Genomic DNA, 15,042 nt, shown 5'->3' with positions numbered 1-15,042 from the left:
CTCTTATGAATTTTAAATAGAAACTGAAAGACTCAATCTTGAGACCTGGAGTCATTATTCATCCGCGAAGATACCCATTAATGCCTTAAAATCAGATGGTCTAAGAATAAGTTGTCCAGTTTCTTTATCAACTCCAATCCTTTCATTAAGAGAGCCACTTAACTCAACCGGACTGATACCTATTTCATCATCGGTCCCCAAAATTATCCTTAAGGTTAATTGTTGTTGTGAATTCAGGCCATTTACACGTTCTACTTTAATGTGTCCTTGTTCATCCGGCTTTTGGTCCAGCATGTTATCGATATCTAGTACATTATTATGTGTATCTTCTGCAAAAAATTTATCTAACTGCAGCTTTTGACTATGAACAACGTTCTCAAGTTGTTGTATGTAAATCTGCACCTCAAGCGGTAAATCGTTAGCAGGCACCGAACTTTTACGCTGTCCTATTGATTTATTTTCATTTTTAATCTTATTTGCAGGGTTACAATCTCCATAGGCAGTTATTATCGTACCGTATATCCCTTTGGGGTCATTATATAACGTTTTTTTTGCTGGTTTCGAGCTAAAAAACTCCAACAAATATGACGAAATTGTATCTCTATTTATACGTTTTTTTTCCTCTATCAGAGCGAAACAAGATTGTTGAACATTTAATATCGATTTCTTGATTCTAGAATCGGTGTATTTATCCAAGAGATCACTTGTGACTTTGTCTGCGACCAACGTATCAACTATGCTCATTAATTTTCTCCTAATTGGGGCGGAGAATAACTAAACTCCTGTAGGGCTTGACTTATTTTCTTGGCATCATTTAGTGATAGTTTTTCAAACAGAGATATGGGGTTATCAAACTCTTCATCTGTAAATGTTCTACCCATAATTTCAACGAGATGCTGTAACTTGTACAAAAGTACAACACGCTTTACTTCATCATCAGGTTGATATAGTAGTGCATTCGGGTTCTTTGTAATGTCAGAGAGTTTGTTATAAAGAATTTGTAGCTTTCTCATTGGTAATGATTGCTCATCGGCTTCCAAACCAAGAATCATTGCTTGAGTCGATATTTCCATGCATCTATCAAATGTGTTCAAATTAAGTTTCTGAACATCAGTCAATTTTACTTCACTTGAGCCTGGTATAGATGGCAACAAGTTTGTCAGATTACTAACTAACCCTGCTTTCTCTAATGATGCAGTTAATAGTTGCCCTCTTCGTTCTCGCTCGTGAATCAGTTTTGCTAGTTCCAAATTAATATCATCAATCTTGTGCGATAACTGATGTGAAATAAGAGAATGTGAATCAACTAATGAATTTTGATATATTTCCTTAGACTTAATAATCAATGTATCTCGACGTGTTATCGTTTCTATAATCTCTTCACTTACAACATTATAATAATGTATTTGTTCTAGTAAAAACTGTTGGCTAGACTTGAAAAAACGACATAAGCCACAGCGTTGGTACTCATTTGATTCGACAACAATCGACTCCTTACCAGTGCTAGATAATTTAAAAGAAACTCTTCCTTCGTCACAATTGAAGCTAAAACATACACCACCATTCAAAATTATAGGCATGCCGCTAGTAAAATTATTGGGGTGGTATTGCTCTCCGAATTCATTAACGTCACCCGAAGTATCGAAGATTGCAATTAATTCCTCACCATCATCAGTCAAGAATCTTTTACTGTTAACTCTAGCTGCGCCCCCTTTTGCTTTAGCTATCAATAATTGTCGTTTATAGTCAGCTGCTAATAATTTTTTATAATATAAAGTCATCAGTGAGGTGGCATGGCCGACAAGTGCTTGGACTGTTTCTAGCGACAAGCCTTGTTCTAGTAAGCTAGTTATACCGTAGACTCTTAGCGTGTGAACATCGAAAATACGATGCTCTTTAGAATCAAATGCCACCGAACGATTTGTATATTCCGGGTAGCGTTCTTTATAGCGTTTATCTGCAATCTCAAGTACTTTATAAAAAACACTCCTGATAGATTCAGCACTAGGAGGTAAACACAAAGGTTCACGGGAATGATTTTGGTCAAGCTTGATTCTGTCAGATATCCGCATCTGCCTAGGATCTCTGAAAAGAGGAATGTGGTATGGCATATCTTCCCACATTCCAGTTTGGTATTTTGCAGCAGTTTCATCCACTACCTTAACCGGGGTGGTAAAGTTTCTTGTTGATGCATATTTACGATTAAATTCAATTTGTTCAAGAATTATCTCATAAACCTTATCAACATTTTCTATTCCTGTTTCTGCTGGCCAATTAAGTTCATACCCATAATTCCCTTTTTTCGCTAAGGATGTCAGACCTGTCTTGTTTGTATTGATAAATAAGCCCAACTCCGTGATATCATCGTTGTAACTTGCTCTTAGTAAACCTGTACGCCCAAATTTCTTGGAGTGCGTGTTACCATCACTATATTTTATTTGTGTTAGATCACTTGTATTTTTAACATATCTACAGTGCTGATAATCATATATTTCGTCGTCAAGAAGTCCCTCATCTAACCATCGAACTTGATGTGAACGAAGTGGGACGAGTAATAACAAATGAATTATCCTGGCAATATTCTTAAAATAAACTAATTCTTTCTTTCCTGTCTCACTATTTAATAATGTCGTTTTCTGAGGACTTCGTGTATTTTTATAGTCATCCTCGGTGACGACTTCTAAAAGAATATCATAGAATGTTGATGGCATTGCTCTTCGCGAAGTCTGTTGTAGATTTACATCTTTGAGCTTAAAAACATCTGCAGCTCGAGGCATTGGACATAGAAGAGATACTTCATTTTGTAATGACAATTTATTAAAACACCAAGTCAAACACTGATGAACCGTTGACCAAATTGACCGATTAGTATTACTTGTACGTTTTTTTAATTTTATAAATTCAAAAAAAGACTTTGTAATTTCATTGTTCATAACATCAAAAAACATTGAGGCACGAAGCTGTTCTAACCTAGTTATTTCAACACTGTTTTCTGACAAGTAAATAATATAGTCCAAAAACAAGTTTATCTTATCAGCAACAACAGTGTTTGATTTCTGCTTAAGCCATTCACTTAATAGGCCCCTGATTTCTGAACTAACTTTGCCTTTTGCCCACAGTAAATTGGGGTTTCTTTTTGAAAGATTGGCATTAGCTATACGCTTAAGAGCGCTTGGGTCTAAATATTCTATGGGAAAATTTACATTTAAATAAGTTAAAAAGTCAGAAAAAGACTTGTAACGTATTCCTGTACTAGTATTGTAAGTATTAGAGTTCCTTATGTTTTCAAAAATTGATAGAAAAAAATCTTTTGGTATATTACCAATTCCCTTGAAAGGAAAACGATAGAGTCTTCTGAGGCTATCTATTTCATGTTTATTTATTTCAGACGATCTGATATATTCTTCGAGAGGTTTAGATATTGGATGCTTAAGTGACATCATTTCAAAAGGTTCTGGCCTGAAAAAATTAACAGCTTTAAATGGAGCATGATAAACTAACCTTTCTGAATGCAGCAGATTTAGTAGTGTAAACAGGCTTTTAGCTTGCTGCCAAACTGTATAAACATAATCAGAAAATTGGTTTCTTGAACTTTTAATGTCCACAATATCTTCTTTAAACTTTTTCGCTAATTCAGATGCCCCCTTATCCGGTGCACGATCATCATTATATTTATGCTTAACCAGTTGAATAAAGAAATAGAGTGCAGAGTTCTCTATATCTAACATTGAAAAAGTATCTTTATTTACTCTATAGTTTTCTTTAGGTTTAAAACCTGTACCAGAAGCAATATGAAATAACAATTTAACAATATCAAGTGGGTTAAAACCCTCAAATGTTTCTCTTATGTTAATCATAAAACTGCTATACATAACCCCACCACCACGAGGTTTAAAATCATAATGTTGAAAAATATCAATTTCCTGAACAAGTCGCCTAAGTTTGTCTTCATTATCAATTGATAATTTTTTTAAGTCACCCCGAGAAAATGGATGACGACTAAAATCTGCCTCTGAATTCATAGAAAACGTTGGCGTAACACGAAATACATATTCCTCAAGCGACAAATCATCTAGTTGAGAGATTATGTCGGTCAATTCATTCAATGCTCTTTCATCAACAATAAACATATTAATAGAGTCATTATAAGCAACTTTATTTCCATCTAAGAAACCTTCACCTATCTTTAAGTCAGACAGGTGAGTGCTAATTTTTACTGGATTTTCTTTGTCCCATTGATTAAAAAGCTTATTTAGATTCATATCAAGCCCATAATTCTCTGATAGATTGTTGAGTTTGCTTCCAAGCATTATCTTTGCCTAGGCCAATCCCATGGATTTTTTTCAATTCAGAACGTACTTTTTGCTTTGTTTTCCTATAATAAACTTGAGTCGAACTAGATCTGGTGTGACGCATAACAGATTTAGTTTGTTCTACACTAAAATCTAAAGCATTTGCACAATACTCTCCGCAAAAATGGCGAAGGCTATGCGGACCATATGCTGTGCCGCATATTTTTTCTGACTGACGCCTAAAAGTCATCGTGTAATTTGAGATTGTAAGAGGCATTCCAGTACTTTCTGTAATTAACAGATACGGGTGTCCGCGACGTCGTTGTCTCTTTAAGTAAGGAACTAACCTTTCAAACTCTTTTTTTGCAAAATCATCTATCCAATCAAGTGTGTAGCCATATTCGATATTATAATCAACATTGGGAAAACACATTCCTTTCCAGTCTAGATTATATTTACTAGGGATATCGATTCGTGGTCTCAGATTGTTTAAGAATTCGCGATCGACCTTGTTTAACCCTGACTTTTCTTTGTATTGACTAGCGAAACGTTCGAATAAATCTTTCCTCTTAACGCTCTGCCTTAAAATGGGATCAAATGTGTTTCCATTGATGGGATGACTTACAATGACTTCTATCCCCCTTTGAGAATTGGGGACAATATCTGTTATCAACACGTGCAAAACCTCACTACCTCTAAGTCCTGTAAATGCCTGTAACAACATAGCAGCCTTGATATTTAGGTTTTGTTGACTATTGATAAAATCTAAAAGCCTAGTGTGTGGAAATGCTTTTAACTTAGTGCTTTGAAAACTTGCTCGATCATTTTTATGGCTATTTCTTAAAGGCATCTGCCAGTATTCACTATCGGATGTAACAATACTGTTTTTTGAACCAAGATCCAAATGAGCCAAAAGGCTAAATTTAGACGCCTTTAGTTTTGAGCTATAACGCTTAGACAAGTCACCGATATAATCATCAGATGAAACAACTCCCATAAATATTCTACAAAAATTATGATACCGGTTAAAATCACGGATCTCCGCTTTAGCTGTGCTATAAAGCACTTTTTCATATAGCAGACCTGTGGAGTCGCCCTTTGAAGTTATAGTTCCATGTAGACGCGATGAAAAGTAATCGATGAAAATAGCTTCGGACTGACTTTCCCAGTGTTGATTCTGACCTTTTTGAGTTTGATAAAAATGGTAGATTCTAGCTACGACTCTGGAAGTCCTCTCAAGTGCTTTCAGTGACCCGGATCCAACCTTTAATTGCATATTGCAAAATGCAATAAGAGACAATGAAACAGATCCATCATAGAAATAACAAATAGGAAATAATTCGTCTGGAAATTGCTTAGTTTTATAGTATTCGATTCTGCAATAGCTGCTTTTAAGATTATTTAACATGATCATCATCAAATACTTATGGGAATATGGGACTAGTATAATAACTAGAAGCAAATTGTCAACAAATGAACTTTTTATCACATTTATACATATTAAATACAAGTTAAAGGACTGTACGGGAATATTCTCTTTGTTACATTATCGCTTAATCGCGCGTGATGAAGCATTACACCTTAACAGCACACAACATATATTAAGCCTAATGCAAGGCGGTAAAGATGACCCAGAAATGGGCGAAATTGCTGCTGAGTGTAAGCAAGAAGCGTATGATTTATTCGTCAAAGCGGCGGAGCAAGAAAAAGAATGGGCTAAATACTTATTCAAAGATGGCTCAATGATTGGCTTAAATGAACAGATTTTATGCCAGTATGTTGAGTTTATTACTAACCAACGGATGAAGTCAGTTCACTTACCGCAACCTTACGATGAGCAATCGAATCCACTGCCGTGGATGAAAAACTGGTTAGAAAGTGATGCAGTGCAAGTTGCCCCACAAGAAGTAGAAGTATCATCTTATCTTGTCGGTCAAATTGATTCTTCTGTCGATGGCGATGAGTTTTTAGATTTTGACTTATAAGAAGTATTTCAAAAAAGCCCCAATTGTAAGCTTGAAAGGTCAGCCGGTGATTTTATTTGACGGTAAACATTCAAGCTTATTAGAAGCACTTGAGTCTAAAAAAGTAAAAGTGTTTTCAGAGTGCCGCAATGGTTTTTGCGGTGCCTGTAAAACCACGTTGATTTCGGGTGAAGTCAGTTACCTTACCCAGCCATTAGCAGAACTTAACGCAGATGAATGCCTACCCTGCTGTTGTGTGCCCGAAACCGACCTCAACCTTAAGCTGTCTTGCCAAGGTGTTGAAGTCGTCGCCAAACGTCAATACAACACCAATCATAGTCCTGCACCAGTGCTCACCAAACTCGCGCACGAAGGTTAATAGATCCTTAAACCTTATCATGCCGTATTTCACCTCGTTATCGACTATGGCTACTGTTTAGCCTTCATACCTGCAAATCAGGTACAATTTACATATTTATAGCCACACTCAATAGCACCCGCTTGCCAGATTCAATCTTAGTGACGCTGTGTTCGTATAAGTCTGGGCGAAACAAATACACCCTATGGCATAAATTCATGATGTATTTCTCACACGTAAATACGCCTCCGTGCAAAGGTTGTTTTAGCACTATATTGAACTTGTAATATCGCCCTTGCTGCACAGGATCAACGTGTTTCATCACACGATGATTTTCATGATAAGTGACTAAATTAACTGAAAATACCCTACTGCTAAATATTGCTCTATTAACCACGTTGGCCATAATGGCTCCAATCAACTCACTTAGCGATATTGTACGGGTTAATCATCGCCAAGTGATGCCGCTAAACCATTCAATTATGCATATGTTATTAAGTTTTCATCCGCTATTGATATGTAATACCACAAAAAAGCCGAAAAGATGATTTAAAACAACAGTGATAAACGCCAATCATACTTTCATTATTGATGATAAAAAACCATAAACCCTTGATGCATTACATCAGCGTTTTGGCCAGCGTATTATGAATCGCATTGACTTCCATTAACGCAGCACTGCCATACCAGGGGACTAATTCCATTACCAAACTGCCTGCTTTAATCGCTGGATCGGTTGCAGTTAATTGTTGAGCCTGTTCAATGGTTTCTACATCGAAAATATAAATACCACGGAGTTCGCCATCAGTTAAAAAAGGCCCGGCCAATACCAATTTGCCCTCTTCGGCTAAACGTCCAATATTGGCCATGTGTAACCGTTGCAGTTCATCAGCTTCTGCTTTGGGACGTTCTAGATTAGGCCCTCGACTTAAAAACGCCATCACATAACGCTTCATGCCATATTCATCCGCCCCCACCTTTTCTGTAGGGGCTGATCATACTCGAGCGTTTTTCGTACGTCTTCTTTAAAAACAAAGAGATAAAAAATAGCTTAATTGATCTCGCCAGTGTGACCAAATAGCGCTCTTTTTCTTTGTCTTTATACTTAATATGCTTAAACACCCCTCACTTGAAAGACTTAAGCCTCCCCTGCTTATATAACACTGATTTAAAAGTGATTTTATGTTTTTTACTCCCACTAAATATACAAATCGTAAAGGATTTTTAGCCGTTAAAAAATAGAGTTTAAATGGGCACGGTTAACTACCGCAAAAATGGGCCTGGATGATGGAGAAATAGTCAATTCTATGATAGTTTAAAACCGATTATTTAAAGTCCAAAAAGTAGTAATCTATTAAAGGTAAGCATAAATTACCACTTGCACCACAATGCTAGAGGCATCAAATAAGCGTCCTATCGCAATTAGTATTATTCGCTGTCTCACTTGATTATTGTTAAGAAGGCAAAACATTGGTTAACTATTCATAAACTATGATGGTTAACGTTATAAAAAGTTATTATTATGGAAAAATTAAAGGTCTAATTGTTGTATTTCATAAACCTCAAATAAATGTCGTAATGTGCTTTATTATAGTGAAGATGCCCATGCCATCATACTTTAGATGAAATGCACCTAATCAACAAATCTATTATAAAATTACCATATTATAGTTGCTCAGATATTCGTTTATTTAAGTTTATAACTAGTGTTACTGCTTTTTTATTGGCATTTGATCTAAAATTTTTACGGAGTTTTTTATGAAGTTTATGTTGTTGCTATTGATACTCATCAGTTCTGTTAGTATTGCTGAAGTATATAAATGGGTAGATGAAAATGGGAATACACAATTCTCACAATTTCCCCCAAGAGATGTGGACATAGAATCTGAAACGTTAACGATTACCCCTCAAAATTCACCCTCTGTAGAAATATCTGAAAAACAGCTAATTGGGAATTGGCATTGTAGTAGCAGTGATGGACATACATTTGATATGAAAATCAATGATGATAGGACACTATCAATGTCTTTAACCGGTAAAATCAAAGGCGAAATGTCGGGGTCATGGAGCTTAAAAGGGGTCAAGATGAAAAATACATTATCAGGTTATTTAGACAAAAATAATCAGCGAAAATATATAAAGAGTACAAGTAGTTATGAGAACTTTATATTTGTTTCAAGTGATAGCCTTAAATCGATTGACCGATTAGGGAATACAACTAAATACGAAAGATTTTAATTGAAAATACTATTACTATTCCAACCTCCATGTTGACGAACAAGGGTGTGAGGGCGAACATAGAAACCATCAATCAACGTTAATGGATATTGTTGTTACGACTCTAATACCAATAATCTGTCACTAATATACGAATATGCGCATTAAAACCGATAGAAACTGTACAAAAAATTACCGGATGTCAAAACAAGATAAAAAAAGTCTGCCAAGATATATCATCATAGTCGCAACTAAGGTATAACGAGCGCTATGAAAACCCCAATACGATTACAGCCACTGGTTAACGATGGTCTCGTTGATGAAGTGATAAGCCAACTGATGAGTGGCAAAGAAGCCACCGTCTATATGATCCGGTGTGGCGATGCTATTCGCTGCGCCAAAGTCTATAAAGAAGCGACCAAGCGCAGCTTTAAAAAAGCCGCGCAGTACCAAGAAGGACGAAAAACTAAAAATAGCCGTCGTGGTCGCGCGATGGAAAAAGGCTCTAAATATGGCCGCGAAGAACAAGAGAAAGCCTGGCAAAATGCCGAGGTTGATGCTTTGTATCAATGCGCTGCAGCTAAAATCCGCGTTCCAGTGCCTTACGGGTGTTTTGACGGCGTATTATTGATGGAGTTAATCACTGACGCCAATGGCGACGTTGCTCCTCGTTTAAACGACGTTAACTTAACTCATGCTCAAGCCATGTCGCAACATCACACCATGATGGGCTACATCGTACGTATGTTATGTGCCGGTATTGTGCATGGTGACTTGTCTGAATTTAATGTCTTAGTTGATAGTAATGGTCCAGTGATCATCGACTTACCACAAGCCGTCGATGCATCCGCTAACAACAATGCCAGAGCAATGTTATACCGTGATGTGAATAACATGACCGAATATTACGGCCAATTCGCTCCAGAGCTGCTGCAAACAAAATACGCTAAAGAAATGTGGGCACTTTACGAACAAGGTGAACTCGAGCCAGATACCGCACTTACAGGCTTGTTTGAAGACGATACCAATGCAGCTGATATTGACTCGGTACTTGAAGAAATCAACGCTGCTTATGAAGACGCTCAGTTTAAGCGCGAACGCCAACAGGCGATAGATAATGATCATTATGATGATTAAGTCGTTATAACCAGGCGTGACAACAACCAACAAGCATAAATTAAGGGCAACCATTAGGTTGCCTTTTTATTTATAGGCTCACGTATTCTTTTGTAAAAAGTCTTCAATAACCTCAAGTTCCGCGTTGAATGTTGGCATTTTGAGGCTAAGGCTAACTTGTTATTGAACAGAAGTTTGTCAGTGGCAAAAGGTCTAAAAATGAGCGGTGAAATTAGGAAATGTACGGTAATAAATTAAAGTTTACACTGACCACTGACCCACAGACCCACATATCATTGCCTGCGGCCAAGCTAGAATTTTCAAACTTCGTTTGAAGTAAGATCGCAAGGTTCCACCCTGCACTGGCCAAAAGGGGATCAACAGCAATCCCCTCTTGGATCACCCCTGCCGTTCCGGCAACATTTTCGCTTTTTCACCAAACAACAGCAGCGAAAAAATTGCGACGGAAATCTATCCAGCTTTTAACTCTATTTGGAATCGGCCTCGGCCTTATTCGAAAATGCTAACGCTTCAGATGGGGCGTCCCTTCCCCTCCAAAGCTAGTACGCCATCCATGGCTAGCTCACGTCATTTTCTTCAACGGCCTCAAGTTTAGAGTTGAATTTAGGCATTGAAAGCTAAGACCAAATCATTTTTGGACAAAACTGGTTAACACTCTTCTCATTATCCCGGCAGTGCTTTTAAGCCGGGATCCAGGTGTTTCTTTATGCCTTGTGATTTTGACCTATAACCACAAATGTTGTGGTGGCATGCTCAGAACACGTATTCTTTTATAAATAATCTTCAACACCCTCAAGTTCAGCGTTTAATTTGGGCATTTGAAAGCTAAGAACAACTCGTTTTTGGACATAAATGCGTTAAAGCAAATGGTTTAAAAATGGGTAGTGGAATTAGTAAATGTATGCGTATCAATTAAAGTTTACACTGACCCCACATATCCACACATATCCATATCCTTCACATATCCTTAGTTATGTGACGTTTAATATACGTTATAAATTTAACTCACGCATATGGTGTATTACTTCCTCAACACCAGTTGAACCTGCAGAAATTAAGTACTCTTGAGCAATTGGAAATGGAGCATCTTGTCTACATTGTTTTACAAACCGAATAAAATTCTTATCCGCGGACATTACTACATCGACATCTATTAAATGTGAACTTAGTTGCGAATCACCAGGTGTGCCAGAGGTTATTTTATGAAAGCATTGTAGATACATGAATGCACCACGTAACCACTCCCTCGGTAGTTCATTAATCGATACCTCGTTATACCATAGCTCAGCCAACGAATCCGGTTGACTTTCAATTTTTGAAACTTCAATGAAGTAATCAAGCCACTCCCGATATGGACTGGTATAAATTGCAAATTCAGCTATAAAAATGTACAAACTTTGAAATCGCCAGTATTCAACCAACTCCCTTGCAGGTTCTGAATTTTCAGCAGGTAGAGGAAAATAGACCTTTTTAAGATCTAAAGACGCAGGCAATAAAGATTTTTTCTCAATCATCCGTACGCGAATTTCTATTGATTCTTGTTGTGCAAGCTCATGCTCCAATTCTCCTCGTTGGCTTTCATCTGTAGCTGGAGGTGATATATCATTTGCTGCATCTTCCCAATACCCACCTTCAGATTTTGTCCATTCATCTATTAATGAATCACATTCAGAGCCATCGGGATTTTGAGTTAGCCACTCTCTACGGTACTTCTCCATTACTTTTTTAATAGCTTCTGCTTCAAGATAAGTTTCAGGCATTAAGCGAACTAAACGAGGACTTGCAATAATACTGAGAATTTTTTTACGCAGAGTATCATCCTTCAGGAGTCTAACCTCATGAACTAAAGCAGGCGCAACTACCAATTCAATTCCATTACTTGAAGCAGTTTCCACTAAAGTATTAAATGCCCCAGTATCTGCTATATAGCGCCAAATATTTGTATCTAAAAATACCTTCATTAACCTACCATTTCATTAATAAATTCAATGTTCAGGAATTACTACAGACTATAGTCACATAACGAGACTGTAGAATTTCTATTTTTAGAAAAACAGTCTCAAAATTAATTAAAAAAATAAGCCTCAAATTGCGTTGTTACGTGAAATCTGAGGGAATATTCCACTAGAAAGTGAGTTTGACGGGCTGTATGAATACAAAAATCACCTGCTATTTTCTACTTTAGAGTAATTCTACGGCCTCAACACCGCAATAAAAGGCGAGTACTAGCGAGTCCAGCCCACGCTTTTTGTAGGCGATTTTTAATTGCCTTGTTATGCATTGAGCTGGTCCCGCCTAAACTCGCCAAGGCCCTTTGCCCAGTTTTTTGATATTTCATAAAGTTGCTGTGCAAGTTCTCGACAGCACTCTGGGGTAAAGAAAAAACTCTCCTCACCTAGCTCAGCATTCACAAACTCAAGAATATTTCCGTGGCAAAGATTATGACGTATACGAACGACCTCAACATTAATTTGATTAGGTTTCTTGCTCTCTAATTTTTCTAGAAAGTCATCTTCACCTGGGAAAGCTAAGAAAGTCACGGGTAAGCCAGCCTCAGATGCGGATTTTAAAAGTCTATTGCTTAATGTCTTGACTGGGTCGAGTTCTTCAACCCTTTCAGCCACCTCAACTTGAGCCATTGTGACTCTTAAAGAAGCCTCTATGCCGTTTAGAAAACTTGTGCATGCTGGCAAGTAAAGTTCATTTTTCAATGCTTGGGCAGCTTGAGTAAAAAACCAATGGATTTCAGCACCAAGCTCTTGCTCAACAAAAAACACCTTCTCTTTATGTTCTTTTCGACCATGCTCGATGAATTTGCAGATTTCTTGCTCCATGCTTTCAGCCCATATTTGCATAGCAGCGTATTAGCGAGAACCCCGACAAACACCCTTAGGTTTTGTCTAAAAATCATCACAAAAACACTTTAATTATTAATTGTTTAAGTAATTTATCAGCTTGTTTTTTACTAATCAATCATCTTTTAGTCTAGATGAAAGCGAGGATTAAGATAATCGAGAATGATCCAAACTCGTTATGTAGAGTTAACGCCTAACAAAAGACTTAAAATTCATCTAGATAGGATCGTTCTTTAGGTGGAGCCAAGAATTTTCGAAATTACATAACGAGAAACAACACGGCTATTTTAATAAACATGAATTATAACTGTATAAAAAATCAGTTCCCTGTCGTAAAGATTTGATGATGTTATGCGTAGATAGATTACCCCTCAAAATGGTGCTTTCATAAACTATCAATAACGATGTTCGAACAAAGTTTAAATTGGATTTTTCTAACAAGGAATGGGGCACAAACGAGTTAGTTGTCTTAATTTAAAATGTCCAAATTCAACTCTGAACTTGAGGACGTTGAAGAAAATGACGTGAGTCCTGACATAGCCTTTCACGCACATCCATGTGCTACAAGGCATCCTGCCTATCAGAGCCAGCTAGCTTTGGAGAGGAAGGGACGCCCCATCTGAAGCGTTAGCATTTTCATTCTTTACCATAAAGAGGTGGCCGAAGCTGGCTACAAACGAGGTTAAAAGCTGGATTTAACCACGTCGCGAAATTATCGCTGCTATTGCTTAGTAAAGAATAATAATTTTGATATGTCGGCTGGGCCAATTCTTTTATAGAAAATAAAGAGGGAACATCCGTTGGTTTCCTCTTGGTCTGGTGTGGGCGAAGCGCCACGACGTTAGTGGCCGCAGGCCATGAGTAAAATGAAACGCCTGATTTTCAACCGGAACGCGAGGAATTTTGCTTTTGCCTTAACAATAAAATCTAAATTGCAGACGTAAAAAAGCCCCAACTAATGTTGAGGCTTTTTTACACCACTCTCTATTACTAGAGATTATAATGGTACCCGAGGCCGGACTTGAACCGGCACGCCTGATTTTCAACCAGAGCGCGAGGGATTTTGCTTTTGACTTTAACCTTTAACCTTTAACAATCAAACCCAAATTACAGACGTAAAAAAGCTCCGACTAATGTCGAGGCTTTTTCACACCATACTTACGCATGTAATTTCTTACTGTAAAGAATGGTACCCGAGGCTGGACTGCTCTTTATCGAAAGAATGGCACGCCTGATTTTCAACCAGAGCGCGAGGGATTTTGCTTTTGACTTTAATCCTTAACAATAAAACTCAAATTACAGACGTAAAAAAGCCCCGACTAATGTCGAGGCTTTTTTACACCATACTTACGCATGTAATTTCTTACTATAAATAATGGTACCCGAGGCCGGACTTGAACCGGCACGCCTGATTTTCAACCAGAGCGCGAGGGATTTTGCTTTTGACTTAACAATAAAATCTAAATTGCAGACGTAAAAAAGCCCCAACTAATGTTGAGGCTTTTTTACACCACTCTCTATTACTAGAGATTATAATGGTACCCGAGGCCGGACTTGAACCGGCACGCTTATTCAGCGAGGGATTTTAAATCCCTTGTGTCTACCGATTCCACCACTCGGGCAAAGTGTTGTTTTAACCGTTACGTTACAGTAACCATTAAACGCAATTTTGTGGAGGCGCGACCCGGAGTCGAACCGAGATCGGCGGATTTGCAATCCGCAGCATAGCCATTCTGCCATCGCGCCATGCTACCAACTTCGAATCCATCGGATAAGATAAGAAATTGGAGCGACATATCGGGTTCGAACCGATGACCTATACCTTGGCAAGGTATCGCTCTACCAACTGAGCTAATGTCGCATTTTCAATCTTTATAAACGCTTTATTAAATCTGCAAGAAAGGTATCGTCTTTCAACCTATCCAACTGAGCTAATGTCGCATTTTCAATCATTGCAACCTAAGGAAGTTTCCCCTGACTGCGGAATGGCATTCTACCGATTTGATCTGGATAGTCAATCAATAAAGTCAGGATTATTGCAACAAAATGACTGTTTGATGCATAAATCATCATTGTGGTGATTATTTGCTAATTTGAGACAATTTTTCGCCAAACAATCACATTAAGATAATCCCTTGAGGGTTTTCTTGAGCTCATCACACTTTTATATCAAACAAAATAAAAAAGCACCTCGATGAGGTGCTTTCATTCTAAACGCT

10 protein-coding genes, 3 tRNA genes and 1 pseudogene are annotated in these 15,042 nt (G+C 37.6%); 4 read left to right on the top strand and 10 right to left on the bottom strand.

Going from position 1 to position 15,042, the window contains the following annotated elements:
• Window positions 1-54: 54 nt before the first annotated feature.
• The 3 genes from AC19MV_RS03300 to AC19MV_RS03290 are packed head-to-tail and all read right to left on the bottom strand — an operon-like array spanning window position 55 to window position 5,700.
• Complete coding sequence (locus AC19MV_RS03300) at window positions 55-744, bottom strand: hypothetical protein (protein WP_498305770.1); 690 nt, start codon at window positions 742-744, stop codon at window positions 55-57.
• A complete protein-coding gene (locus tag AC19MV_RS03295) occupies window positions 744-4,310 on the bottom strand; it encodes a VPA1269 family protein (RefSeq protein WP_498305769.1) in 3,567 nt (1,188 codons plus the stop codon). The genes AC19MV_RS03300 and AC19MV_RS03295 overlap by 1 nt, the downstream gene beginning before the upstream one ends.
• The gene (locus AC19MV_RS03290; protein WP_498305768.1) at window positions 4,264-5,700 is read right to left on the bottom strand and encodes a hypothetical protein; all 1,437 of its coding nucleotides are present in this window, start codon (window positions 5,698-5,700) and stop codon (window positions 4,264-4,266) included. The genes AC19MV_RS03295 and AC19MV_RS03290 overlap by 47 nt, the downstream gene beginning before the upstream one ends.
• A 142-nt stretch (window positions 5,701-5,842) precedes the next feature.
• Between AC19MV_RS03290 and AC19MV_RS03285 the strand changes: the two are divergent.
• Both AC19MV_RS03285 and yfaE read left to right on the top strand, forming a co-directional pair.
• Window positions 5,843-6,277, top strand: a pseudogene (locus tag AC19MV_RS03285) (ribonucleotide-diphosphate reductase subunit beta); the annotation flags it as partial.
• Window positions 6,267-6,635, top strand: a complete 369-nt coding sequence (gene yfaE, locus AC19MV_RS03280) for a class I ribonucleotide reductase maintenance protein YfaE (RefSeq protein ID WP_498305767.1) — start codon at window positions 6,267-6,269, stop codon at window positions 6,633-6,635. The pseudogene AC19MV_RS03285 and the gene yfaE, both read left to right, overlap by 11 nt.
• Before the next feature lie 88 nt (window positions 6,636-6,723).
• Here yfaE and AC19MV_RS03275 read toward each other — a convergent pair whose 3' ends face one another.
• Together AC19MV_RS03275 and AC19MV_RS03270 are read right to left on the bottom strand one after the other, a co-directional pair.
• On the bottom strand, window positions 6,724-7,023 hold the full coding sequence (locus tag AC19MV_RS03275) for a 2OG-Fe(II) oxygenase (protein ID WP_432402148.1): 300 nt from the start codon (window positions 7,021-7,023) through the stop codon (window positions 6,724-6,726).
• A gap of 211 nt (window positions 7,024-7,234) precedes the next feature.
• The gene (locus AC19MV_RS03270) at window positions 7,235-7,570 is read right to left on the bottom strand and encodes a YciI family protein (protein WP_498305766.1); all 336 of its coding nucleotides are present in this window, start codon (window positions 7,568-7,570) and stop codon (window positions 7,235-7,237) included.
• A gap of 802 nt (window positions 7,571-8,372) precedes the next feature.
• Here AC19MV_RS03270 and AC19MV_RS03265 point away from each other — a divergent pair.
• The gene (locus tag AC19MV_RS03265; protein WP_498305765.1) at window positions 8,373-8,852 is read left to right on the top strand and encodes a DUF4124 domain-containing protein; all 480 of its coding nucleotides are present in this window, start codon (window positions 8,373-8,375) and stop codon (window positions 8,850-8,852) included.
• A gap of 249 nt (window positions 8,853-9,101) precedes the next feature.
• Window positions 9,102-9,968, top strand: a complete 867-nt coding sequence (locus tag AC19MV_RS03260; RefSeq protein WP_432402031.1) for a PA4780 family RIO1-like protein kinase — start codon at window positions 9,102-9,104, stop codon at window positions 9,966-9,968.
• A 992-nt stretch (window positions 9,969-10,960) separates the two neighbouring features.
• Here the strand turns inward: AC19MV_RS03260 and AC19MV_RS03255 are convergent.
• The 5 genes from AC19MV_RS03255 to AC19MV_RS03235 form a co-directional block, all read right to left on the bottom strand.
• Window positions 10,961-11,929, bottom strand: a complete 969-nt coding sequence (locus AC19MV_RS03255) for a hypothetical protein (protein WP_498305764.1) — start codon at window positions 11,927-11,929, stop codon at window positions 10,961-10,963.
• Between the two features lie 312 nt (window positions 11,930-12,241).
• On the bottom strand, window positions 12,242-12,802 hold the full coding sequence (locus tag AC19MV_RS03250; RefSeq protein ID WP_498305763.1) for a hypothetical protein: 561 nt from the start codon (window positions 12,800-12,802) through the stop codon (window positions 12,242-12,244).
• A 1,557-nt stretch (window positions 12,803-14,359) separates the two neighbouring features.
• A tRNA-Leu gene (locus AC19MV_RS03245) sits at window positions 14,360-14,445 on the bottom strand.
• A gap of 50 nt (window positions 14,446-14,495) precedes the next feature.
• Window positions 14,496-14,569: transfer RNA gene (locus AC19MV_RS03240), tRNA-Cys, on the bottom strand.
• A 39-nt stretch (window positions 14,570-14,608) separates the two neighbouring features.
• Window positions 14,609-14,684 (bottom strand) — tRNA-Gly (locus tag AC19MV_RS03235).
• Between the last annotated feature and the right edge of the window lie 358 nt (window positions 14,685-15,042).

The sequence above is a fragment of the Shewanella sp. MF05913 genome, assembly GCF_059758095.1.
This window is presented reverse-complemented; position numbering and strand designations above follow the sequence as displayed.